Source organism: Nocardioides sp. LS1 (genome assembly GCF_003865225.1).
GTDB lineage: Bacteria > Actinomycetota > Actinomycetes > Propionibacteriales > Nocardioidaceae > Nocardioides > Nocardioides ginsengisegetis.
Genome location: NZ_BIFF01000005.1, coordinates 124,467 through 147,659 on the forward strand (window position 1 = coordinate 124,467; position 23,193 = coordinate 147,659).

The 23,193-nt window shown below is 72.5% G+C and carries 24 protein-coding genes; 6 read left to right on the plus strand and 18 right to left on the minus strand.

Annotation, left to right across the window (positions count from 1 at the left end; genetic code table 11):
• Positions 1-257: 257 nt before the first annotated feature.
• Genes EJF31_RS14800 through EJF31_RS14830 form a run of 7 tightly spaced genes read right to left on the minus strand, consistent with a single transcriptional unit; the run spans position 258 to position 4,807 of the window.
• A complete protein-coding gene (locus EJF31_RS14800) occupies positions 258-698 on the minus strand; it encodes a pilus assembly protein TadG-related protein (RefSeq protein WP_125037926.1) in 441 nt (146 codons plus the stop codon).
• Positions 695-1,126: a hypothetical protein gene (locus tag EJF31_RS14805; protein ID WP_260430882.1), complete on the minus strand. Its 432-nt coding sequence runs from the start codon at positions 1,124-1,126 to the stop codon at positions 695-697. The genes EJF31_RS14800 and EJF31_RS14805 overlap by 4 nt, the downstream gene beginning before the upstream one ends.
• The gene (locus EJF31_RS14810) at positions 1,123-1,473 is read right to left on the minus strand and encodes a TadE family protein (protein WP_260430883.1); all 351 of its coding nucleotides are present in this window, start codon (positions 1,471-1,473) and stop codon (positions 1,123-1,125) included. Before EJF31_RS14810 ends, EJF31_RS14805 begins: the two co-directional genes overlap by 4 nt.
• Before the next feature lie 45 nt (positions 1,474-1,518).
• A complete protein-coding gene (locus EJF31_RS14815; RefSeq protein ID WP_125037928.1) occupies positions 1,519-1,725 on the minus strand; it encodes a hypothetical protein in 207 nt (68 codons plus the stop codon).
• Positions 1,726-1,749: 24 nt separating this feature from the next.
• Entirely contained in the window at positions 1,750-2,691 is a 942-nt protein-coding gene (locus tag EJF31_RS14820) for a type II secretion system F family protein (protein ID WP_125037929.1), read from the minus strand.
• Entirely contained in the window at positions 2,688-3,542 is an 855-nt protein-coding gene (locus EJF31_RS14825) for a type II secretion system F family protein (protein ID WP_125037930.1), read from the minus strand. Before EJF31_RS14825 ends, EJF31_RS14820 begins: the two co-directional genes overlap by 4 nt.
• Positions 3,542-4,807, minus strand: coding sequence for a CpaF family protein (locus tag EJF31_RS14830; protein ID WP_125037931.1), 1,266 nt, complete (start codon positions 4,805-4,807; stop codon positions 3,542-3,544). Before EJF31_RS14830 ends, EJF31_RS14825 begins: the two co-directional genes overlap by 1 nt.
• A 266-nt stretch (positions 4,808-5,073) precedes the next feature.
• On the opposite strand from EJF31_RS14830, the gene EJF31_RS14835 reads away from it, so the two are divergent.
• Positions 5,074-6,843, plus strand: a complete 1,770-nt coding sequence (locus EJF31_RS14835) for a protein kinase (RefSeq protein WP_185736291.1) — start codon at positions 5,074-5,076, stop codon at positions 6,841-6,843.
• A 56-nt stretch (positions 6,844-6,899) separates the two neighbouring features.
• On the plus strand, positions 6,900-9,569 hold the full coding sequence (locus tag EJF31_RS14840) for an adenylate/guanylate cyclase domain-containing protein (protein ID WP_125037933.1): 2,670 nt from the start codon (positions 6,900-6,902) through the stop codon (positions 9,567-9,569).
• Here EJF31_RS14840 and EJF31_RS14845 read toward each other — a convergent pair.
• On the minus strand, positions 9,535-9,987 hold the full coding sequence (locus tag EJF31_RS14845) for an ester cyclase (protein ID WP_125037934.1): 453 nt from the start codon (positions 9,985-9,987) through the stop codon (positions 9,535-9,537). The two genes, EJF31_RS14840 and EJF31_RS14845, sit on opposite strands and share 35 nt — an antisense overlap.
• A 137-nt stretch (positions 9,988-10,124) precedes the next feature.
• On the opposite strand from EJF31_RS14845, the gene EJF31_RS14850 reads away from it, so the two are divergent.
• Positions 10,125-10,559, plus strand: a complete 435-nt coding sequence (locus EJF31_RS14850; RefSeq protein ID WP_125037935.1) for a hypothetical protein — start codon at positions 10,125-10,127, stop codon at positions 10,557-10,559.
• Between the two features lie 3 nt (positions 10,560-10,562).
• Here the strand turns inward: EJF31_RS14850 and EJF31_RS14855 are convergent, their stop codons facing one another.
• A complete protein-coding gene (locus tag EJF31_RS14855) occupies positions 10,563-11,975 on the minus strand; it encodes a cytochrome P450 (protein ID WP_125037936.1) in 1,413 nt (470 codons plus the stop codon).
• An 80-nt stretch (positions 11,976-12,055) separates the two neighbouring features.
• Between EJF31_RS14855 and EJF31_RS14860 the strand changes: the two genes are divergently transcribed.
• Entirely contained in the window at positions 12,056-12,682 is a 627-nt protein-coding gene (locus EJF31_RS14860) for a TetR/AcrR family transcriptional regulator (RefSeq protein ID WP_185736292.1), read from the plus strand.
• 6 nt (positions 12,683-12,688) lie between these two features.
• Here EJF31_RS14860 and EJF31_RS14865 read toward each other — a convergent pair whose 3' ends face one another.
• The 9 genes from EJF31_RS14865 to ligD (EJF31_RS14905) form a co-directional block, all read right to left on the minus strand.
• Positions 12,689-13,507 carry an HAD-IIA family hydrolase gene (locus EJF31_RS14865; RefSeq protein ID WP_125037937.1) on the minus strand — a complete coding sequence of 273 codons (819 nt, stop codon included), beginning with the start codon at positions 13,505-13,507 and terminating at the stop codon, positions 12,689-12,691.
• Between the two features lie 22 nt (positions 13,508-13,529).
• Positions 13,530-14,747, minus strand: coding sequence for a histidine kinase dimerization/phospho-acceptor domain-containing protein (locus tag EJF31_RS14870; protein ID WP_125037938.1), 1,218 nt, complete (start codon positions 14,745-14,747; stop codon positions 13,530-13,532).
• Entirely contained in the window at positions 14,740-15,441 is a 702-nt protein-coding gene (locus EJF31_RS14875; RefSeq protein WP_260430884.1) for a response regulator transcription factor, read from the minus strand. The genes EJF31_RS14870 and EJF31_RS14875 overlap by 8 nt, the downstream gene beginning before the upstream one ends.
• A gap of 53 nt (positions 15,442-15,494) precedes the next feature.
• A complete protein-coding gene (locus EJF31_RS14880) occupies positions 15,495-16,025 on the minus strand; it encodes a hypothetical protein (protein ID WP_125037939.1) in 531 nt (176 codons plus the stop codon).
• A 361-nt stretch (positions 16,026-16,386) separates the two neighbouring features.
• Complete coding sequence (ligD, locus tag EJF31_RS14885) at positions 16,387-17,301, minus strand: non-homologous end-joining DNA ligase (protein WP_125037940.1); 915 nt, start codon at positions 17,299-17,301, stop codon at positions 16,387-16,389.
• A gap of 19 nt (positions 17,302-17,320) precedes the next feature.
• On the minus strand, positions 17,321-17,911 hold the full coding sequence (locus tag EJF31_RS14890) for a hypothetical protein (RefSeq protein ID WP_125037941.1): 591 nt from the start codon (positions 17,909-17,911) through the stop codon (positions 17,321-17,323).
• Positions 17,908-19,641: a lamin tail domain-containing protein gene (locus tag EJF31_RS14895; RefSeq protein ID WP_125037942.1), complete on the minus strand. Its 1,734-nt coding sequence runs from the start codon at positions 19,639-19,641 to the stop codon at positions 17,908-17,910. Before EJF31_RS14895 ends, EJF31_RS14890 begins: the two co-directional genes overlap by 4 nt.
• A 207-nt stretch (positions 19,642-19,848) precedes the next feature.
• Positions 19,849-20,475, minus strand: coding sequence for a hypothetical protein (locus EJF31_RS22150; protein WP_221767593.1), 627 nt, complete (start codon positions 20,473-20,475; stop codon positions 19,849-19,851).
• Positions 20,472-21,398, minus strand: coding sequence for a non-homologous end-joining DNA ligase (gene ligD, locus EJF31_RS14905; protein ID WP_125037943.1), 927 nt, complete (start codon positions 21,396-21,398; stop codon positions 20,472-20,474). The genes EJF31_RS22150 and ligD (EJF31_RS14905) overlap by 4 nt, the downstream gene beginning before the upstream one ends.
• A 31-nt stretch (positions 21,399-21,429) precedes the next feature.
• Here ligD (EJF31_RS14905) and EJF31_RS14910 point away from each other — a divergent pair, with 31 nt between their 5' ends.
• A complete protein-coding gene (locus EJF31_RS14910; protein ID WP_125037944.1) occupies positions 21,430-22,299 on the plus strand; it encodes a Ku protein in 870 nt (289 codons plus the stop codon).
• Between the two features lie 8 nt (positions 22,300-22,307).
• Complete coding sequence (locus EJF31_RS14915; protein WP_125037945.1) at positions 22,308-23,174, plus strand: alpha/beta fold hydrolase; 867 nt, start codon at positions 22,308-22,310, stop codon at positions 23,172-23,174.
• The last annotated feature ends 19 nt before the right edge of the window (positions 23,175-23,193 follow it).

Below are 23,193 nucleotides of genomic sequence, written 5' to 3' on the forward strand. Positions count from 1 at the left end.
CATGAGTCGATCATCGCTGAAGGCGCACACTCATCGCCAAGCTTCTCGGGTCTGCTGCACGAACGGGTGACAGACCCGGCGACGGCGAAGTGAACGGGTAACCATTCGCCGTCCGCGCGCAACACCGGCACCCAGACGTACGGAAGCGGCCTCCCCAGCCAGCGTACGAGCCCCGCGTCGCGCTGGGGGTCGACACCCTTGCGACGCACCAGCTCGCGCACGTGCTGGTCGAACTCCCTTGCCGTCCCAACTGGCCGTCAACGGGTCGAGACGATCGCGGACGCCTCGGAGCCGACGACGGGGTGAGCCGGCGAGCCGGGCACGGTCAGCGGCAGGTCGAGCGGCGCGTGCACGGCGACGGTGACGGACTGGGTGGTCGCGTCGACGCCGACGTCGTACGTCAGTCCGGGGTAGGTGCGGTAGGCGCCGATCGCCAGCAGGTAGTCGTGGACCGACGCTCGCACGCGCGCCTCGGCGAGCGCGAGCCGGTCGTCGGGAACGCCGTGGATGTAGGTCTCCCGGCCGGTCGCGCCGAGGTCGGCGCCCTGCAAGGCGGCCCCGTCGGCGATCGTGTCGAGCCCCTGCCGCTGGAGGTAGGCGGCCGAGGCGTCGACGACCAGGACCACCGCCATCGCCAGCACGAAGGCGAAGCCGATGATCATCAGCGTCACCGTCCCGCGCTCGTCGCGGCGGCTCACGGGACCTCCTGGAACTGGCCGATCGGGACGGTGTGGCTCGCGTCCAGCGCGAAGCCGGGGGCGCTCCCGCCGAGCGCGCTGGGCAGCAGCGGCAGGTCCACGCGCGAGCTGACCACTACCGTGATCACCGAGGTGCCGGCGTGGCAGTCGTGGGGGTAGGGCGTGCAGCTGACCGCGATCGACAACGGCCCCGCGTGCAGGCCCTGGTCGTCGAGCGCCTGGCGGGCCGCCGCTTCCGCCCGCGCGCGGCCGATGCCGTCCGACGGGGCCAGGGCGTAGGCGCGGCCCGCGGCCCTGGCGGCGGCGCTGACCGCGAACGCGCCCCGCTGCACCTCGAAGGCGCTCATCAGGATCCAGAGCATCGGCACCAGCAGCAGGATGCCGAGCCAGCTCATCTCGACGAGGGCGCTCCCCCTCTCGGACCTCACGGCGCCTCCTCCGAGACGGCGTGGCCGGCCACGTCGAGCGAGACGGCCGGGCCGCCGATGCCGAGCGCGGGCACCCGCGCATGCACCACGATCTCGATGCCGGGCGCGCCGTCGACCATCACGCGGCGTACGTCGACGTCCTGGGCGAAGCGACCCGCGATCGCACCGGCGATCTGCGACCGGGTCCGCGCGACGCCGTCGGCCGGGCCGCGCCCCTGCACCGCGGCGTACCGCGCCCCCTCGGAGGCCGCGGCCGCGAGGGTGTTGCGCACGAGCAGCACCAGCCCCACCTGCAGGATGCCGAGGAAGAGCGGCACGAAGACGGCGAGCACCAACACGAAGTCCACGACCGCGGACCCGCGCTGTGATGCTCGACGGCGCACGATTGGGGCCTAGTTGTGCACGGAGTTCAGGGCGTCGCGGAGCATCTGGGACAGCTGGTCGCGGGCGACCCCCCAGATGACCATGACCAGGCCTGCGGTCATGACCGTGATCAGGACCCAGCCGGGTACGTCGCCGCGGTCGTCGCGGCCGGCGCGATGACGGGGCTGCACGAGGGCGGCGTGGAGCCGCAGGAGTGTGAGGGGCAGCTGATGCATGGTCGTTCCGTTCTCTCGAGTGACTCAGGGCGCGGTCAGGTGGAGCCCGACGACGCCGGGCCAGAAGGCGAAGAGGATGGTGATCGGGAGGACGAGGAAGACGACCGGCACCATCATGAAGACCTCCTTGCGGGCCGCGACCTCGATCAGCTCGCGACGTCCGGCCTCGCGGACGTCGGCGGCCTGGGCGTGCAGCACCTCGGCGAGCGGGGTGCCGCGCTCGACGGCGACGGCGATCCCCTGGGCGAACCGCGCGACCAGCGGCAGGCCGGTCGTGGCGGCCATCCGGTCGAACGCCGCGCCCACAGGCTCGCCCGTGCGGACGGCGGCGAGCACCCGGCCGAGGTCGGAGGAGAGCTCCCCGCCACTGCGCTTCACGACCCGGTCGAGCGCACCGACCGGGCTCTCCCCCGCGGCCACGGCCAGCGCGAGGAGCTCGGCGACGGTCGGGAACTCGGCGAGGATCCGGCGCTCTCGCGTCTTCACCTGCCCCGACAGGTGGTTGTCGCGGGCCAGCACGCCGCCCACGAAGGCGACGAGGCACAGCAGCAGGCTGGACAGCCCCGCGCCGGGATCGGCGAGGGTGCGGAGGACGGCGTACGCCGCGGCGATGGCGAACGCGCCCAGCCCCCACATCACCTGCTCGACCCGGAACTCGTGGACGGTCTTGTCGATGTCGGCGCGCTCGAGCCGACGGCGCACCGACGCGGCGCCGCCGAGCACCCGCTCGACCGTGTCGGCGGCCGAGCGCAGCACCGGCCCGAAGATCCCGGCCCCGGCCGAGGTCGGGGAGGACGACGCCACCCGGAGGGCGGGGGTGCGGCCGACGTGCGGGAGGTCTCGTACGTAGGGAAGGACGCGCACGGCGATCTGGGTCCGCCGGATCACCCGGACGCGGGACGCGGCGACGAGCAGGCCGCCCGCGCACACCGCGCCCAGGAGGGCACCCCACCAGGCCGGGGTCACGACAGGATCCGTCGCTCGACGGGGAGCCGGCCGATCCGCATCATCAGCCGGTAGGCCACCACGCAGGCGGCCGCACCGATGGCCAGCACGATCACGCCGCCGGCCGACGCGTAGCGGTGGATCACCTCGGACTGGAAGGACATGAAGAGCAGCACGATCCACGGCGCGGCCACCGCGAGCCGGGCGCCGTTGATGGTCCAGGCCTGGCGCGACTCCATCTCCGAGCGGGTGCGGGCCTCGTCGCGGAGGTAGCCGGACAGGTTGCGCAGCAGCCGCCCGAGCTCGCCACCACCGACCTCCCGGGCGATGCGCAGCCCCTCCACGACCCGGTCGCCGACCGGGTCGGCGAGCCGGACCTTGAGCCGGTCGAGGCACTCTCCGAACCGTCCGGTCACCTGGTAGTCCAGCGCGAACTCGTCGAACGCCTCGCGCAGCGGCTCGGGCCCGCGCGTGCCGAGGGCCGCCAGCGCGTCCGGGAGCGAGAGGCCGGCGCGCACCGCGCTGGCGAGGTTGTCGACGGCCTCGGGCCAGACCTCGGCGAACTCCCGCTGCCGGCGACGCGCGCGCCCCGACACGATCGCGACGGGGAGCCAGGCACCCATCACCCCGAAGGCGACCGCGACCGGCGGCGTCCCCGACACCACCTCGACCACGAGCGTGGCCACCACACCCGTGACGGCGCAGACGATCGCGAAGCCCGTGGGCGAGACCGACCCCAGGCCGGCGCGGGCGAGCAGCTGGGTGGCGCGGCCGTCGGTGCGCCGCGGCCGGGATGGCTGCCGGGGCAGGAAGAACGCCGACCAGACGAGCAGCAGCCCGGTCCCGACGCCCAGCCCGACCAGCGCGCCCATCAGCGGGCCTCGCTCAGCAGACGGTGTAGGTCGATCCCCGCGCGCTCGAACAGCTCGGGCCGCGGGGCCGTGCCGCCGGTGCGAGCGAGCTCGCCGCCGCGGCGGGTGAAGATCGGCTCGGTCTCGATGATGTCGTTCTCGACCCGGCCGGGGACGCCCACGATCTCGTTGACGCGGCGCACGCCGTGGGGGTCGAGCCCGAGGTGGACGACCAGGTCGACGCTGGCCGCGACGGTGGGCACGACGAAGCGGGCGCTGATGTTCTCGCCGGCCAGGAGCGGCAGCGTGCAGACCTTGACCAGTGCCTCGCGCGCGCTGTTGGCGTGGATGGTGCACATGCCGGGCAACCCGGCGTTCAGGGCGAGCAGCAGGTCCGGCGCCTCCTCGGAGCGGACCTCCCCCACGATGATCCGGCTGGGCCGCATTCGCAGGCTCTCCTTGACGAGGTCGCGCAGCCGGATCTCGCCGGTGCCCTCGAGCCCGGACTGCCGGGTCTGGAGCGGCACCCAGTCGGGGTGCGGGAAGCGCAATTCGAAGACCTCCTCCGCGGAGATCACCCGCTCGCCGCCGGGGATCGCTGCCGCGAGGCAGTTGAGCATCGTGGTCTTGCCAGCCTGGGTGCCGCCCGCGACCAGGATGTTGAGGCCGGCCCGCACGCTGGCCTCCAGGAACGCCGCTGCCCGCGGCGACAGGCTGCCCAGCTCGACCAGGTCGTGGAGCCGGGCCGCGCGCAGCACGAACTTGCGGATGTTGACCGCACTGAAGCCCCTGCTGATCCCCTCGAGCACGACGTGCAGCCGGTGCCCCTCGGGCAGCATCGCGTCGACGAACGGCTGGCTGATGTCGATACGCCGGCCGCTGGACTTGAGCATCCGCTCGACCAGCTCCTGGACCTGCGCGGTGCTGAGCATCAGGTTGGTCAGCTCGTGGCGGCCGTTGCGGGCGATGAAGACGCGGCTCGGGTCGTTGATCCAGATCTCCTCCACCGACGGGTCGTCGAGGAACGGCTGCAACGCCCCGAAGCCCGACACCCGCGCGACCAGCTCGCCGACCACCGCGTCGATGTCGGCGACCGGAGCGACGGCGCCGGTGAGGCTCCGCTCGTCGTGGGCTCGCACGACGCCCTCCGCGAGCCGGCGTACGAGCCCGGCGTCGCGCTGGGGGTCGACGCCCTCGCGACGCACCAGCTCGCGCACGTGCTGGTCGAGCTGCTCGACCAGCCGGGCGTGCGCCTCGGCGTGCCCGTCGGCGTGCTTGACGACCATGGAACCTCCCCCGAGTGAGGCGTCATTGACGAACCTAGGTGCTCGGCGTCCTACCCACGAGGGGGCCGGAGCAATCTGTGGAGAGGGCAAAAAGGGGTCGCCGGACCAGACCGGCGGGCCTCCCGATCTCCCCCGGATTCGACTCGCGCAACGCCCCCGCACGGGCGCACACTGTCTCTGGGGCAGGGGGTCCGTCGAGGCGACTCGACGGATTGGGCGCATGTGCGTTGCAAGGGGTGGGGTTCGCTGTGCCGACGATGCCGCTGGTGGGTCAGGAGTTTGCCGGGTTCCGTCTCCGTGCCGTGATCGGCCGGGGCGGCATGAGCGTGGTCTACCAGGCGGAGAACCCCCGGATCGGCAGCCTGGTCGCGCTGAAGATCCTCGCGCCCGAGCTCGCGACCAACGACGACTTCCGCGCCCGCTTCCTCCAAGAGTCGCGCATCGCCGCGTCGCTGAACCACCCCAACGTCATCCCGATCTATGACATGGGGCCCGAGGACGACCTGCTCTACATCGCCATGCGGTACGTCGCGGGCAGCGACCTCCGCGCGATCCTCAAGGCTCGCGACCGGCTCGACGCCGCGCAGTCGATCATGCTGCTCCAGCAGGTCGCCCGGGCGCTGGACAACGCGCACCGGCACGGCCTGGTGCACCGCGACGTCAAGCCCGCCAACATCCTCGTGCAGCGCGGCACCGACGAGGACCCCGACCACGTCTACCTCGTCGACTTCGGCATCAGCAAGCATGCGCTGTCGCACAGCGGGCTCACCGCGACCGGGGAGTTCCTCGGGACCGTCGACTACATCGCCCCCGAGCAGGTGCAGGGCCACGACGTCGACGGCCGTGCCGACGTCTACGGCCTCGCCTGCGTGCTGTTCGAGACGCTCACCGGGCGGGTCCCCTTCAAGAAGGAGGCCGACGCCGCGGTCATCTTCGCCCACGTCGAGGAGACGCCCCCGCGGCCGTCGGACCTCAACCCGGACCTCCCCTCGGACATCGACGACGTCCTCGCGGTCGGCCTGTCGAAGAACCCCGACGAGCGCTACAGCACGTGCCACGCCCTCATCGACGACGCCGCACGCGCCCTGGGCGAGCTGGGGCAAGCACCGCGGACCGTCATGGTGCCGCCCGGCGAGAACCAACGGGTCGTGCCGGGTGACCACCGGCAGCGAGCTCGCTCAGGCTCCGGCCCCAAGCCGACCGCCGGACCCCGCGGGGGCGGACTCCCTCCCGGGGCCGGCGGCTCGGGTCGTCCCGGCGGCCGGGGCGGGCCGGACGATGCGGACGAGTCAGCGGGCGGCCGCCGGCGTACCGTCCTGGCGGTCCTGGGCTCGGCGCTCGCCGTGCTCCTGGTGGTCGGCCTCGGCGTGGCCTGGGCGCTGCTCCGCGACGACGGTTCGCCGGTCGCGGGCCCCGCGGGCGCGGCGTCCACGAGCGCGGCACCCGACAACCACATCCTCGACGAGGTGACCGCGGCCTACACGAGCGGTGCGTTCGCCAAGGGGATCCTGCCGCCGTCGGACTGCGAGGCCATGAGCGCCACCGAGCTGCACTGCACCGTCCCCGGCGACAGCGCCAACGACGTCGTGCTGCGGACCTACAAGAGCCTCCCGGCCCTCTACAACGCCTACAAGGCGGAGGCCGAGCGCGAGTCCGGGCGGATGTTCATGGAGAACACCCCCGACGGCGACTGCCGGCGGACCCAGTCCAACGGCGAGGTCAGCTGGAACCACGAGTTCGAGCACCCGAAGACCTTCTCGATCAAGGACCACGAGTCGGGGCGGCTGAACCCGGACACCCAGGCCGGCGGCCGCGTCTGGTGCATGGTCGACCGGCACTCCGTCATGCACATCGTCTGGACCGAGAACTCCGCGATGCTGCTCGGCGTGGTGACCGGCAAGCCCCATGCGCTCTTCATCGACTTCTGGAAGCCCTTCCACCACGACCTGATCCCCGACGAGATGCACATGGGCGACGAGAGCAGCGGGACGACGGACCTGGCCAGCCCCACCGACTCGGCCAGCCCCCACATGTAGTGGAGTCGTCCCCGAGCTCCGTGGTCAGCCGGGACCATCTCGGTCATAGTGAACGCGTGGATGTCTTGCCTTCGGGCACGGTGTCGCTGCTCTTCTCCGACATCGAGGGATCGACGGCGCTGCTGTCCCGGCTCGGTGCGAGCTACGCGGACGCGTTGACGGGTCAGCGTCGGGTCCTGCGCGCGGCGTGGGCGGCGTACGACGGCACCGAGCTCGGCACGGAGGGCGACAGCTTCTACGTCGTCTTCTCCACGGCCGGCGCGGCCGTCGCGGCCGCGACGCGGGCGCAGCGCGATCTCGCCGCCTTCGCGTGGCCGGGCGGGGAGCAGGTCCGGGTCCGGATCGGCATCCACACCGGGTCGCCCGAGGTGCACGAGGGCGCCTACGTGGGCATGGACGTGCACCGGGCGGCGCGGATCGCGGCGGCCGCGCACGGCGGCCAGGTGGTCGTCTCGGAGTCGACCGCCTCGCTCGTGGCCGGCAGCCTCCCCGCGGACGTGGTGCTGCGCGACCTCGGGTCGCACCAGCTCAAGGACATCCCCCGGGCGGCCCACCTCTTCCAGGTGTCGGTGGCCGGCCTGCAGGCGGACTTCCCTCCGCTCAAGACCCTGGGCGCCGTCTCGAGCCTGCCGACGCCGACGACCCCGCTGGTGGGTCGCGACGCCGAGCTCGCCGACCTCGTCGCGCTCGTGCGCTCACCCGGGCTGCGGCTCGTCACCCTGACCGGCCCGGGCGGCGCGGGCAAGACCCGGCTGGCGATCGGGGCCGCCGCGAGGCTCATGGAGACCTTCCCCGACGGCGTCTTCTTCGTCCCGCTGGCCGCGGCGACGACGCCCGAGGTGATGTGGATGACGATCGCCGAGGTGCTCGGCGCACCCGCGGAGACCCGCCTCCCGCCGGCGTTCCTCGAGCACGTCGCGCACCTGTCGGCCCTGCTCGTGCTGGACAACCTCGAGCAGCTCCCCGGCGCCGACGCGGTGGTCTCGCAGCTGCTGGGCTCCTCGCCCCGCACGGTCGTGATCGCCACGTCCCGGCGGCCCCTGCACGTGTCGGGCGAGCACGAGCACCCGGTGCCCACGCTCGAGCTGCCGGACCGGCCGTCCCTGGAGGAGGCCGCGCAGTCCGGCGCCGTGCAGCTGTTCGTCCAGCAGGCGTCGATGGTCCGCCCCAGCTTCGCGCTCTCCGACGACAACGTCGGCGACGTGGTCGAGGTCTGCCGGCGGCTCGACGGGCTGCCGCTCGCGATCGAGCTGGCGGCGGCCCGCTCGAAGCTGCTCACCCCCGCCGCCCTCCTGGCCCGGCTCGGCACCGCCCTCGAGCTGCGCGACCCGGGCGTGGACCGGCCGACCCGGCAGCAGACGCTGCGGGCGACGATCGGCTGGTCCCACGACCTCCTGCCCGCGACGCAGCAGGCGGTCTTCTGCCGGCTGGGGGTGTTCGCGGGCGGTGCCGACCTCGAGGGCGTCGAGGCCGTGTGCGCCGACCGTCTCGGAGACACCGACCCCCTCGACGTCGTCGCCGACCTTGTCGACGCCAGCCTCGTGAGCGTCGGCCAGGGTCCCGGCGGGGAGCCACGGGTCTCGATGCTGGAGACCGTCCGGGTCTACGCCCTCGACGAGCTGCGGGCGACGGGCGAGCTCGACGACGTACGCCGCCGCCACGCGGCGTACGTCGTGGCCGTGCTGGAGGCGCTGGAGGCGCTGCAGCGCGGCGCCGTGGACCGGTTGCTGGAGGGCCGACAGCGCTTCGAGACCGAGCACGACAACGTGCGGGAGGCCCTGGCCTGGGCACTGGATGCTCCAGGAGCCGACCCGACGCGGGCAGACCTGGCCATGCGCCTGTGCCTCGGGGCATCCGGGTGGTGGCAGGACTGCGGGTGCTACTCCGAGGCCCGCGGGTGGCTCGAGCGCGCCATCGCGCTGGCCGGCCACGACGAGAGCCCGGAGCTGGCGGGGTGCCTCACCGCGCTGACCACGGTGTTCGGCATCCAGTGCGACTTCGCGCGCGCCCACGGGACCGCCACGCGCAGCGTCGCGGTCTGGCGGCAGCTGGCCGAGGACGGACGGGGCGACAACGAGCGGCTCTCCTCGGCACTGCGTGCGCTGGGGTCGTGCGAGCTCAACCTCGGCCATGCCGACGCCGCGCGCACGGCCCTGCAGGAGGCCGTCTCCGTGGCTGCTGTCGTCGGCGACCGCGGCGCCGTCGCGGACGCGCTGCGGGTGCTGGCCTTCGTCGAGGCCTCGGAGCAGGACCTCGAGCGCGCGGTGGAGCTGGCCGAGGACGCGATCACGCTCTACGACGACCTCGGCGACGAGCACGGCGCCATGCGGCTGCGGCACAGCCACGCGTGCTACCTCCGGCTGATCGGGCGCGCGGACGAGGCCCAGCGCCGGATGCAGGACCTGGTCCCCGACGTGTTGCGGCTCGGCGACGCCGGCGCCCTGCTCGTCCTGGCCGAGGACTACGGCGCTGTACTCGCCGAGGTCGGCCACCACCACGAGGCCGCGCTGCTGCTGGGCGCCGCCGACACGGCGCGCGCCCGCGAGGGCGCCCCGCGCGAGCCACCCCAGCAGGCCCAGATCGAGGCGCCGTACGCCGTCGCGCGGGTGGCCCTGGCCGACGCCTGGGACCGCAGCTATGCGTCCGGACGGGCGATGGGCATCGAGGACGCGTTGTCCTCGCTGCCCGACATCACGCCGTCGGCGCCTCGCTCCCCATCGGCATGAGCCCGAGCTGCACCATCAACCCGGCCACGTCCGGGTGGGAGCTGAACCGGCTGACCTTGCCGTCACTGTCGAGCTGCACGAAGTAGGACCCGCGCCCCACGACGCTCTTGCCGGTCGGGGGGATCGTCGCCCCACCCATGTCCAGCGGGCCGGTGTTGGTGCCGGTGAACTCCAGCTCCACCCCGGCGCCGTCCTCGCCGACGACCCGGTGGGTGGCGCGCGCCCGCATGTCCGGGAACGCCGTGAACCAGCTGGTCATGTACTGCCGGACCTCGTCGGCCGTGGTCATCGGCTGGGGCAACGTGAGGTCCTCCCACACGAAGCTGTCGGCGAAGAGCGCCAGGAGCGCGTCGGGGTCGTGCTCGTCCCACGCCTTCAACCCCAGGTCGTCCAGCCTCTCGATCTCCTGCCTGTCCATGGTGTCCTCCCACCACTCGAATTCCGGCCTCCATCGTGTCCCGGCTCCCCCGGGTGCGCATGACCCGAACGGGCGGGCCCGGCAATGCCCCGACTTTGGGGACGACACGTCCCACCGCCCGTCCGACGGTGGACACGATGCAACGACCGGGAAGGAGCCAGGTGCGGATGTTCCTCGCCGTCCTGGCGGTGACCTTCGTCGCGATCTGGTACGGCGTCCGCAGCCAGGACAGCGAGGGCGCCGACACCGGCTGCGCCCTGACCGGGGCCGGCCTGGTGGCGCTGTCGGTCGCGCTGACCAAGGGCGACACCAGCGAGGAGGTGATCCGCCTCGTCGGCCCCCGGATGGACGACGCCGAGTGCCGGGAGGCGGTCCGGCACCTCGTGGACGACGGCGCCGCGACGGTCGACGTCCAGGGCCCGGACGGCACGACCGAGCAGTTCATCACCTACCCCGAGCTGACCCACCCGGCGACGGCGGCGCTGGTCGACGAGACCGCGCACTGCGACGGGTGGCGCATCATCGACATCGCCTTCCAGCTCTGCCTCAACGGCGACCTCGGACCCCGGTGACGCTCAGGCGCCGACGTGCTGCGCCACGCGCGGGCGCAGCGTCAGCTCGAGGCCGGACGGCATCATCGTGAGCCGCTCGGTCACCCTCAGCTCGTACGCCGGGTCGCCGGCCAGGTCGTAGCGGTGCACCAGCCGTGCGAGCACCAGCACCGCCTCGTGCAGCGCGAACTGCCGGCCGATGCAGGCCCGCTCCCCCGTGCCGAAGGGCTTGTAGCTGTGCGGCAGCCGGCCCTTGGACCGCTCGGGCAGGAAGCGGTCGGGGTCGAACTCCTCGGCGTCCTCGCCCCACACCGCGGGGTCGCGGTGCACCATCGGCAGCAGCACGATCGCCCAGTCCTGCGGGCGCATCCGGTAGCCGCCGACGGTCGTCGTCTCGCGCGGGCTGCGGGCGAAGCCGGGCGCGGTCGGCCACAGCCGCAGCGACTCGTCGAGCACGCGGCGCAGGTAGCGGAACTTCGCGACCTGCTCGAAGGTGGGCTCGGCGTCGGGGTCGCTGCCGAGGATGGCGTCGGTCTCGGCACGGGCCGCTGCCAGCACCTCCGGGTGCTTCGCGAGGTAGTGGAGCGCGAAGGTCAGGGCACCCGACGTCGTCTCGTGTCCGGCGACGAGGAAGGTCAGGATCTGGTAGCGGATCGCCCGGTCCGAGAGCCGCTCGCCGGTCTCGGGGTGCGCCTGCTCGAGCATGATGCCGAGCAGGTCGTCGGGCGCTCCCGGCGTACGCGCCCCGGCACGGCGCTCGGCGATCAGGTCGTCGAGCATGCCGTCGATGTAGGCCTGCTGCGCGGCGTTGCGGCGCCGCAGCCGACGCCGGACGATCCCCGAGCCGGGCAGGCTGGACAGCGCACCCATCCGGCGGCCGGTCTCCAGCGCGGTCACCATCGCGGGCACGAACGGGTGCGGCTCGACCTGGGTGAACGACCCGAAGTCGTGGCTGAAGGCCGCCCGCGCGATCGTCTCCATCGTCAGCTTGGTCATGTAGGTCGCCACGTCGACCGGCCGGTCTTCGGGCAGCACGGCGAACAGCTCGCGGACGGCCTCGAGCATCACGCCGTGGTAGCGCTGCATCGCCGGACGCGTGAACGCGGGCATCAGCAGGTCGTGGGCGAGCTGCCAGGTCGGCTCGTCGTTGTAGGCGGTGAACAGCCCGTCGCCCGCGAACTCCCGCAGCGCCTCCAGCGCCGGCGGCAGCGCCTTCTCGAAGCGCTGCTCCTCGCACAGCTCCGCGCACAGCCCGGCCCCGGTCACGAAGACGAACTTGGTGCGGAACACGTGCTGCTCGAGCAGCGGCCGGTAGGCAGCGGCCCGCTGCATGATCGTCTGCACCGCGGAGTCGGGCCGCAGGTCACCGACGTCGCCGACGATCCGGCGGCGCCCCGGCGGGTGCGGGAGGACCTGGCCGGACCAGTCGTTGCGCATGGGTGCTCCTGCGGGCAGGCAATTGGATGTGGGTTCAATAGTTCTCCGCCTACTGAACCGCTGTCAAGTAGTCTGTCCGCGTGACCCGCACCCGCCTCTCCCCCGAGGAGCGCTCCCAGCAGCTGCTCGACCTGGGGGCCGAGCTGTTCGCGGCGACGCCGTACGAGGACGTGCACATCGAGCGGGTCGCCGAGCTCGCCGGGGTCTCGCGCGGGCTGCTCTACCACTACTTCCCGAGCAAGCGGGCGTTCTTCGCGGCCCTCGTACGCCGGCAGGCCGAGGTGATGGCCCGCGAGACCGCGCCCGACCTGACCCTGTCGCCGGTCGAGCAGCTCGGGCACGGCGTCGAGGCGTTCCTGGACCACGTCGCCCGGCACCGGCACGGCTCGCGGGCCGCGCACCACGGTGGTGCCTCTGCGGACCCGGAGGTACGCGCGATCATCGAGGAGTCGATGCGCCTGCACGAGCAACGGATCCTCGACGTGCTCGCGCCCGACGCACCCTCCCCCGAGCTGCTCCGCGTCGCCGTGCGCAGCTGGCTGGTGATGCTGCGCAGCATCGGCCAGGAGTGGATCGACCGGCCGGAGCTGGGACGCGACGCCGTCCGCGACGTCTGCGTCGGCGCGTTCGTCGGCATGGTGCAGGGCGTGCCGGTCGACCAGCGCGGCGAGCACCTCGACCGGCTGGTCCGCGACCTGGTGGGCTGACGCCTCTCAGCCCGGCTGCGCCGACTCGACGGGGGTGACGGGCTGACCCACCCAGTCCACGACGTCGGCGATCGACTCGACCACACGGGTGGGGCGGTAGGGGAAGTGCTCGACGTGCTCGGCCTTGGTGGAGCCGGTCGTGACCAGGATGGTGCGCAGCCCCGCCTCGAGGCCGCTGATGATGTCGGTGTCCATCCGGTCACCGATCATCACCGTCGTCTCGGAGTGCGCGTCGAGCCGGTTGAGCGCGCTGCGCATCATCAGCGGGTTGGGCTTGCCGATGTAGTAGGGCTTGCGGCCCGTGGCGGTGCTGATCAGCGCGGCCACCGAGCCGGTCGCGGGCAGGGTGCCGTGCACGCTCGGCCCGCTGACGTCGGGGTTGGTCGCGATGAAGCGGGCGCCCGCCTCGATCAGGCGGATCGCGCGGGTGATCGCCTCGAAGGAGTAGGTCCGGGTCTCCCCCAGCACGACGTAGTCGGGGTCCCGGTCGGTCATCACGTAGCCGATGTCGTGCAGGGCCGTGGTCAGCCCGGCCTCGCCCACGACGTACGCCGTGCCGTGCGGACGCTGGTCGGCGAGGAACTGCGCGGTGGCCAGCGCCGAGGTCCAGATCGCCGACTCGGGGACGTCGATGCCGCTGCCGAGCAGCCGGGCGCGGAGGTCGCGCGGGGTGAAGATCGAGTTGTTGGTGAGGACCAGGAAGCCGAGCCCCGACTCCTTGAGCCGCTCGATGAACTCCTGCGCGCCCGGGATCGGCACCTCCTCGTGCACGAGCACGCCGTCCATGTCGGTCAGCCAGGTCTCCACGGAACGCGAGGGGTTCATGGGGCCATCATGCTGGACGAGCTCACCTGCGGGGCAGCAGGACCTCGAGGCCCTGGGCGGGGTCGTCGCCGGAGATCCGGCCGCCGAGCGCCGCGACGACGGTGCGAGCCTCGTCGAGCCGGCTCGACAGCTCGGACTCACCGTTCCTCGGCCGGGGCACGACGCCCTCGCTGGCGACGCGCACCCGCAGGTGACCGCCCTCCTGGCCGGAGAAGATGATCCGGACCCCGCCGGTGCCGCGCCGGACCACCTCGGCGAGGACGAGGTCGAGGACGTGCTCGACCGGGCCGGGCGTGTAGGTGAGCTCGAGGTCGCCCTCGGCCGAGGCGGTCAGCGCACGGTCGCGCGCCGCGAGCCGGTCGGCCCAGCGCTGGGCGAGCTGGGTGGCGAGGTCGACGAGGGGCAGCTCCGCGCCGGCGACGAGGCTGCCGGACCGGGCCAGCTCGACGAGGTCACCGGCCACCTGGTTCATGCCGTCGACGGTCTTCATGGAGCGGACGGCGGTCTGCCGCACGTCCGCGGGGACGTCCTCGCGCAGGGCGAGCTCCTCCATCTCCAGCCGCAGGCCGGTGAGCGGGGTGCGCAGCACGTGGGAGGTGTGCTCGGCGAAGTCGCGCTCGCGCCGGAGCCGGTCCTCGAGCTGGGTCGCGCTGGTGCCGAGGGCGAGCGAGATCGCACGCGCCTCGGGGATCTTCGTCTCGGGCAGGTCGAGGTCGAAGCGGCCACGGCCGAGCGCCGCCGCGGCGGTCGCGAGCTGGCGGAACGGCGCCGACAGCCAGCGGGAGAAGAAGAACCCGCACAGCCCCGCGACGCCACCGATCAGCAGGAACAGCGCCAGGACCGAGCTGATGTCGCGGTAGAGGATGTCCTTGATGACCTCGGGCGACTGGCTCACCGTGACGTCGCCGCCGGAGACCTCGGAGGACGAGGCGATGTCCTTGGCCGGGTCGTTGGTGTCGTCGTACGTCGAGCCGTGCACCTCGACGGCCGGCGCGCCGTGCGGGGAGTAGACGAGGCGGTCGTCGGCGCCGACCAGGCCGCGGAGGAAGGTCTCGTCGACCTTCCCGCCCTCGGCCTGCCGGCGGTCGACGATGTCGGCGATCAGCACCGACTCCTCGTGCACGTGCGCGCTCTCCTGCTCCCGGATCAGGTCGCGCAGGATGAACGAGCGCAGGATGCCCGCACCGAGCAGGAGGCAGACGGAGAGGACGATGAAGGCAAGGGTGAGGCGGTTACGCATCGGAGGGGCCGCCTTCGAGGCGGAACCCCACGCCTCGAACAGCCACCACGCGCTCCGTCACACCGACGCTCTCGAGCTTCTGGCGCAACCGACCGATGGTGACGTCGAGCGTCTTGGTCGAGCCGTACCAGTTCTCGTCCCACACGTCGGCCATCAGCCGACCGCGTGACACGACCTTGTCCCGGTTGGCGGCCAGGATGTTCAGGACCTCGAACTCCTTGCCCGTCAACGGGACCTCGTCCTCGCCGGCGTAGACGCGCCGGGCCGCCACGTCGATGCGCAGGCCCTCGCCGTGCGCCGGGTCCGCGGCGGCGGATCCGTTGGCCGAGGTGGTGCGGCGCAGCAGGGCGCGCACCCGCGCCTGCAGCTCGGCCAGCCCGAACGGCTTGGCCAGGTAGTCGTCGGCCCCGTAGTCGAGACCGACGACGCGGTCGAGCTCGCCGGCACGAGCGGTGACGATCATGATCGCCCCGCCGTAGCCGGCGTCCCGGGCCCGCCGACAGACCTCGAGCCCGTCGAAGTCCGGGAGTCCGAGGTCGAGGATCACGACCTCGACGGGATTGGAGGTGAGCGAGTCGAGGGCCTTCTGCCCGTTGTCGACCCAGGTCACGTCGTACCCCTCACGCTCCAGCGTGCGGACAAGGGGGAACGCGATGTCCTCCTCGTCCTCGACCACCAGAACTCGCTGCGCCATGGTGAGGAGCATAGAGGGCATGTGCCCCCGAACATCGGCAATCCCGACGCCGGTCACGGCGGATCGCGCCGTGACCGCTGACGCCCGCTGGACCACGCCACGCCGAAGGCCAGCGCGGCGAGCAGCACCAGGGCCACGCCGCCCCAGGCTCCGGGTCGCACCAGCGCGAGGTAGAGGAAGCCGACCTTCGGCACCGACCACACGACCCGCGACACGGTCGTGCCGGTCGTGGGCACCGGCCACGGGTCGATCTGCGGGTTGGCGTCGCCCTGGGTGAGCAGGTGTGCGCCGTGCGCGGAGACGATCCGGTGGGTCACGTTGCCCTCGACCCCGGACGAGGCGGGCGGGACGTAGGTGACCACGTCGCCCACGCGCAGGTCCCCGACCGGCACGGCGCGCTCGAGCACGACGGCGCCGCGCGGGATCCCCGGGGCCATGTCGTCGGTGCGCACGACGTAGCGCTCGAGCCCCAGCCCGATGGGCAGCAGGGCGAGCACGGTGACGGGAGCGAACACGGCGAAGCCCACCAGCAGGCGGCTGCGGAGCGAGGGGGCCGGCTGGTAGGGGGCGGTGACGATCTCCATTCGAGCCTCTTGTCATTCCCGAGAGATGAGTGTGGAAGGGCCTCCCGACGGGCTGCCCGCCCAGCGTCCCCCCGGTCGCCGAGCGGGCCTCTCCCGTCCGGACCGGTGCGGAGGCACTCCCTCCCCGGGTGCCTCCGTACCGGCCGTGTCCCCCCATGTGTCACTACCGGTCGACCGCGTTCCCCCCAGGTCCGCGACCGCCGTGTCCCCCGTCGAGCCCGTGGTCGTCGACATCGGCGACCGGGGCTCGAGCCTTAGGAAAAGACCGTCGTTCCTCCCCCACGGTAGGACCGCCTGGGCAACGGCCGATCCACAGCCGATCCACCGTTCGGTAACAACCCGCGGCGCCCCGGATGGTGCCTCACGAGGCGAACAGGTCGCCGTGGTCGGCGATCCGCTCGAGCACCTCGTCGAAGCGGAACTGCTCCAGCCCCAGCGGGTCATCGGCCCCCTCCGCGACCTCGTCCCAGGTGACCGGCGTGGCGACGTAGGGGCGCTCCCGGCCACGCAGGGAGTACGGCGAGATCGTGGTCTTCGAGCCGGCGTTCTGCGACCAGTCGAGGAACACCTTGCCGCCGCGCTTGGCCTTGGTCATCGTCGCCGTGACCAGCTTCGGGTGCGCGGCCTGGAGCTCCTCGGCGACCTCCTTCGCCAAGGCGGTCGAGTCGTCCGACGGCATCCGGCCCGGGAGGTCGGCGTACAGGTGCAGGCCCTTGCTGCCGCTGGTGACCGGCTTGGCGACGAGGTCGCGCTCGGCCAGCTTGTCGCGGACCAGCAGGGCCACGCCGCAGCACTCGTGCAGCCCGGCCGGCTCGCCCGGGTCGAGGTCGATGACCAGCCGGTCGGCGTTGCGGGGCCGGCCGTTGCGGCCCACCGTCCACTGGTGCACGTGCAGCTCGAGCGCGGCGAGGTTGACCAGCCAGGTGAGCGTCGCGAGGTCGTCGACGATCGGGAAGACGAGCGTGTCGCTGCCCCCGGCCTCGACCGAGCGCGCGGCGCGGGACCCCGTCGTGGGGACCCGCGCCGTGCGTACCCAGCTCGGCGTGCCGGCGGGCGCGTTCTTCTCGAAGAAGCTGTCGCCCTGCACGCCGTGCGGCCACCGGATCCGGGTCACCGCGCGGTCCTTGAGGTGCGGCAGCAGGGTGGGTGCGACCTGGGCGTAGTAGTTGAGCACCTCGCCCTTGGTCGTGCCGGTGCGCGGGTAGAGCACCTTGTCGAGGTTGCTGATCCTGAGCGTGCGGCCCTCGACGTCGACGAGGAGCTCCTGGCCGGCCATGGGCCACAACCTAATCGGATCAGTGGTGGTGGGCGTGCTTGTCGTCCAGCGGGATGTCACCGCACTGCGGCCCCTGAGGCGGCAGCTCCTGCAGGGCGGACCGGCTGACCCAGCCCGTCGTCGTCGGCTCGGCGATCGACTCCACCTTCGCGCGGTCGCCGTGCAGGGCGTGCACGACGACGAGCGTGCCGCCGGTGCGCTTCTCGCCGGCCAGGGTGGCCCGGCAGGACGGGGCGGCCCCGACGAGCCGCGACTCGCCCCGGAGGAAGAAATCGTCGATCCAGCCGGTGGCGTGGCGGCCCTCGACGGTCTCCACCTTCAGCCACTGGCCGTCGGTGGCGAGCACGCGGGCGTAGGTGCCGTCGTCGACCACGGCCGACGGGTGGGTGCCCTCGACCTTGCCGTAGAGCGGGACGTGCTCCTCGGCGACCATGCCGTGGTCGTCCCGGCCGCTGACGAGGACGAGCCGGGTGTCGGCGGCGGCGGGTACGACGGAGCCGGCCGGGCGGGTGGCCGGGTCGGCTGTCGTCGTACCGGAGTCGGCGGAGCAGGCCGCCGCCGCACTGCCCACGAGGAGCAGTGCGGCGGCGGCGACGAGGCGTGCGCTCACGGGCACGTCGTGGGGTTGGCGGTCCCCTTGCTCAGGTTGGTGGAGATGGTGCCGCACCACGCTCCCCCGTCGCCCTGGCGGTGGAACACCTTGTCGGACTGGGTGCTGCCGAGGTTGTAGGACCAGGAGTCGTAGGTGACCTCGCTGGCCCCGGAGCCGGAGAGGAAGCGCACGGTCTCCGCGCCGGTGTTGTTGAGGAAGCCGGACGCGATGTCCATGACGTAGCGGCCACCCGCGGGGATGACGGTGCCGGCCGGGATCTGCTTGGGCGCCCCGCCCCCACCGGCGACGTCGTCGATGTAGAAGCCGCTGACGTCCACCGGCGCGGTGAGCGGGTTGTAGAGCTCGACCCACTCGGTGCCCGTGCCCGAGGGGGCCATGAGGAACTCGTTGACCTTCACCTGGGTCGGGTCGCCGTTGGTGCCCGTGCCCGCGCCCGTGACGTAGCTGCGCGACCCGGTGTCGTAGGTGACGGTGTAGCCCGAGCCGTTGGTGCCCGTCGTGACCAGGTGGATCGTGCCGCCGTGGTTGAACGTGCCCGAGTAGTCGATGGCCGCGCCGGTCGTGTCCGTGGTGTCGCAGGGGTTGTTCATCATGTAGATGTCCGCCGCAATCGCCCGGTAGGTGTTGAGGGTGCGGTTGCCCGGGTGGCCGAACGAGTTGGTGCCGCACGAGATGACGGTCATCTGCGGGTCCAGCGCGTTGACGTAGTTGGCCGAGGAGGAGTGCGCCGAGCCGTGGTGGTTGGCGCGGAGGGTCTCGACCTTGCCCATCTTGGTCTTCAGCAGCGACTCGACGTCGTTGTAGGTGTAGCCGTTGACCGACGAGGAGTACTCACCGTCGCTGTCGCCGGCGGTCGCGTAGTTGTAGGCGCCGTAGGTGAACTTCACGCCGATCGAGTAGTCGTTCTCGCTCGGCGGGTTGGCGTCGGTGGAGTGGTTGCCGCTGACCGGCGTGGTGCCGTCGGCCTGCATCACGCCCTTGGCGTTGGCCTCCTCGATGGTGCCCGTGGCGCCGCCGAGGTCGATGCCCGGCCACGTGCCGGTGTTGGTCAGGGTGACGACCTTCCCCTCGATGTTGGCGCGGTCGGCCTGGCCGGCGGGCCCGTAGAGCCAGCAGATGAAGCGCTGCCCGGTCATGCTCGTGGTGCCGACGTTGTGCCAGGCGATCTCGGGCTCGGGGGCCGTCGAGGTGCCGGTGTCGCACTTGCCGTTGGAGTTCGCGTCGGTCCAGGTGCCGCCGTCGTGGTCGATCAGGCTGCCGACCGTGAAGCCGAGGCCGCCGACGCTGGTCGGCGTCAGCAGCTGGTAGAGCCCGTTGCTGTAGGCCTGGGTGTCGCCGGGGTTGCCGGCGTAGCCGATGTGGTCGAGGTGGTGGTGGCTGGCCATCACGTAGTCGAGGTGGACCGGGTTGGCGCCGGTGCCGCAGATGCCGCGGATCTGCGCGGCGACCGCGGTGGCGTTGGTGGCGGTGCCCTTGGTGTTGTAGGCGTTCTCGCCCAGGTCGATGAGCATCGTCTTCCCGGTCGGGCCGACGAGGAGCTGGCTGTCGCCCTGGTCGACGTCGAACCAGTAGATGTTGAGCTGGCCCGGCGTCCACGTGCCCGAGGTCGAGCAGGCGGCCGCGTTGGGCACGGCCGCGTCCGCGGTGGAGGTGGGCACGAGGAGGGCGAGGAAGCCCAGAGCGAGGCTCAGGGCAAGCGTGATCGACACGCGCTGTGCACGAGGCATGGGGGATCTCCCGAGAGATGGCGCGGCGCGGGGGTACACCGGCGAGCCAGATCGTGGCGCATGCAGGGGGTCGTCGTACAGGGGTTCGACGGTGCGAATTTCGTGAACTTCGTGTGACAGGAGTGGGTCAGCGGCCGATCGCGATGACCGGGACCCGGGCCGGATCGAGGCGGGCCATCAGCCTCCGGATGAAGGGGCGGGGCGCGCTCACGCAGCCGCCGGTCGCGCCGGAGCCGTTGACGTGCAGGAAGATCCCGGCGCCACGGTGCCGGACCTGGCGGTGGTTGAAGCTGGTGACGATCGACCACTCGTACTGCCGGGGTAGTCGGAGAGCCGCTCGGAGGAGTTCTCGTCGCTGGCCGGGAGCCGCCAGCGGAAGCCGCCCTGCTCCTGGTTGCGGTAGCGGTTGTAGAAGTCCGAGGCGTTGTCCTGCACCCAGAAGTCGCCCCGGTGGATCCGCCGGTAGTCGATCTTCCAGACGTCCTTGGCCGCGTGCCGCCCGAACGCCCACGGGAGCCGGTAGGTGCCGAGCGGCGTGGTGCCGGTGCCCTGCCGGCGCTCGCGGCCGGGCACCAGCCCGCCGTACCCGATCCGGCCGTCGGTGGCGCGCATCCGCACCTGCCAGCCGTCCCTGTTCTTCACCCAGTAGGTGACCCGGGCGTGGTAGCCCCTCGTCCGGTTGACCGTGACGACCTGGCGGGTGCCGGGCCCCAGGGTCACCTCGACGCCGTCGAGGCGCCGGGTCCGGGTGGCCGCGTCCGCCGGCGGTGTCGCGGTCAGGATCGTGAGCAGGGTGAGCAGCAGCGTGGTGGCCAGCAGGCCGATCCGGGTCATGCGTCCTCCGCGAGGTCCTCGGGCGTCAGGTCGGCCCGGAGCCCGCGGTAGGAGGGCTGCCGCAGCCGCTGCTGCGACGAGAGGCCGAGGGCCTCCACGTCGACGACCAGCACCGGCTCGACCCACCGGGTCCCGAGGGCGTCCAGCCGCGGCACCTCGTCGACGAAGGGCGAGTCGGCGCGGGCGAGCGGCTCGAGCAGCTCCCGCAGGACCGGACCCTTCGCGCCGGCGATGCCACTGCCGACCCGGCCACGGTAGACCAGCCCCGCGCTCGTCGGCTCCCCCACCAGCAGCGCGCCGAGACGGTGGGTCGAGTCGGTCTCCGGCCGCCAGCCGCCCACGACGTACGACGCGCGCCGCCGGTGCGGGAACTTCAGCCAGTGCGGGCTGCGCTGCCCGAACTCGTAGCGGGAGGCGAGCCGCTTGCTGACGATCCCCTCGAGCCCCTGCTCGCGGGTCGCCTCGAAGAGCATGTCGCCGTCGTCGTACGTGCCGGGCACCTGCCAGTGCACGTCGGCGAGGCCAAGGCCCAGGAGCGCCTCCCGACGGACCGACAACGGCTCGCGGGACAGGTCGCGGCCGTCGAGGCGGACCAGGTCGAAGACGAGGTAGGTCACCGGACGGACGTGGACCAGCCTGGCCGCCCGCGTCGCGCTCTTCACGTGCATCCGGTCGGCGAGCGCGCCGAAGCTCGGCCGGCCCTCGTCGAAGGCGACGACCTCGCCGTCGAGGAGGAGGTCTCGGCCGGCCAGGCCGTGCAGCTCGGGGAAGGTGACGGTCACGTCGTTCTCGTTGCGCGAGGTGAGTCGGACCCCGCGCGGGGACGCGTCGGCGAGGATGCGCATGCCGTCCCACTTCACCTCGTGCGTCCAGCTGTCCCCGGTGGGGACGTGGACACCGCGGGTGGCGAGCATGGGGCGCATGGGGCCATCCTGCCGTGACAAACTGTTCGGCATGCGAGCGATCTGGAAGGGCGCCGTCAGCTTCGGGCTGGTGAGTGTTCCCGTGAAGCTGTACTCCGCGACCGAGTCGCACGACGTGTCGTTCCGACAGGTCCACGCCAAGGACGGCGGCCGCATCAAGTACCAACGCGTCTGCTCGATCGACGGCGAGGAGGTCGCCTACGCCGACATCGCCAAGGGCTACGAGACCGAGGACGGCGAGATGGTCATCCTCACCGACGACGACATGGCCGAGCTGCCATCGACGTCGTCGCGCGAGATCGCCGTCGAGAAGTTCGTGCCGAGCGACCAGATCGACCCCATGCTCTTCGAGAAGTCCTACTACCTCGAGCCCGAGAAGACCGGCGCCAAGCCCTACGCCCTGCTCCGCCAGGCGCTCCTCGACGCCGACCGGATGGCCGTGGTGACCGTGGCGCTCCGGCAGCGCACGACCGTCGCGGTGCTCCGCGTCCGCGAGGACGTGATCGTGCTCCAGACGATGATGTGGCCCGACGAGATCCGGCAGCCCGACTTCAGCATCGACATCGGCGAGGTCAAGGACGCCGAGGTCGCGATGGCCAACATGCTGGTCGAGACGCTGGCCGGCGACTTCGACCCCAGCGAGTTCGAGGACGACTACGCCGAGGCCGTCGAGTCGCTGGTGAAGGCCAAGATCGAGGGTGGCGAGGTCAAGAAGACCCCGACGTCCACGAAGTCCTCCGGGGAGGTCGTCGACCTGCTCGCCGCGCTGCAGCGCTCCGTCGAGGCGGCCAAGACCGCCCGGGGCGAGGCGACCGACGACGCCGGCGACGACGCGGACGCGAAGTCCGACAAGCCCGCCAAGAAGACCGCGAAGAAGGCCGCCAAGAAGAAGGCCAGCTAGGAGCCCTCGTGGGCCACCCTCTCGCCGCCTGCCTGACCGGTCTCGCGCTGGTCCTGGCCGGCTGCGGCGGCTCGGCCGCACCATCCGATCCCAACTCACCGGCCGCATCCGCCTCACCGACGGGTGGGGCGACCCCCTCCGTCGCCGCGGAGGGCCTGGCGATGGACTGCCGGGGCGAGGGCCGTCCGGTGGTGGTTCTGGAGGCGGGCCTGGACACCGACTCCTCGACGTTCGACTCCCTGGCGGACCGCCTCGCCCGGCGGCACCGGGTCTGCACGTACGACCGCGCCGGTATCGGGCAGAGTCCCCCGCTCGCGGCCGGCGACCCGGACCCGTGGCCGGGGGCTGCCGCCGACGCCTTGGCCGCGACGCTGGCCGACCACGGCGAGCAGGCGCCGTACGTCGTGCTGGGCTGGTCCTACGGCGGCCTGGTGACCCAGGCCTTCGCCACCCGGCACCCGGACCTGGTCGCCGGCGTCGTGCTCGAGGACTCCTCGGTGGCGCAGCAGTTCGTCGACCGGTCCTGGAGCGGGATCGCCTGGTGGGAGGGCGGGCGGCCGGTCGACAAGCAGCGGACGATCCGGGCCCTGCGCGAGATCGACCTCGGCGACGTCCCGCTCGCGGTGCTGTCGTCCGACGAGCTGACCGGCCACGTGCGGCGACTCTGGTACGGCTACCACGACCGCCTGGCCCGCGCCTCGACCGACGCCGTGCACGTCGAGGCCCTCGGCTCCGGCCATGCCATCCACGCCGACGACGAGCGGCTGGTCGCGGCCGTCGTCGACGACGTTGCCCGTGGCGCCACGCAGGGGACGCCGCTGGCGCCCTGCCGCTCCGCCCGGTACGCCGCCCTCCGCGGGCGGTGCCTAGGGTGACCGCACGATGAGTTCCGGC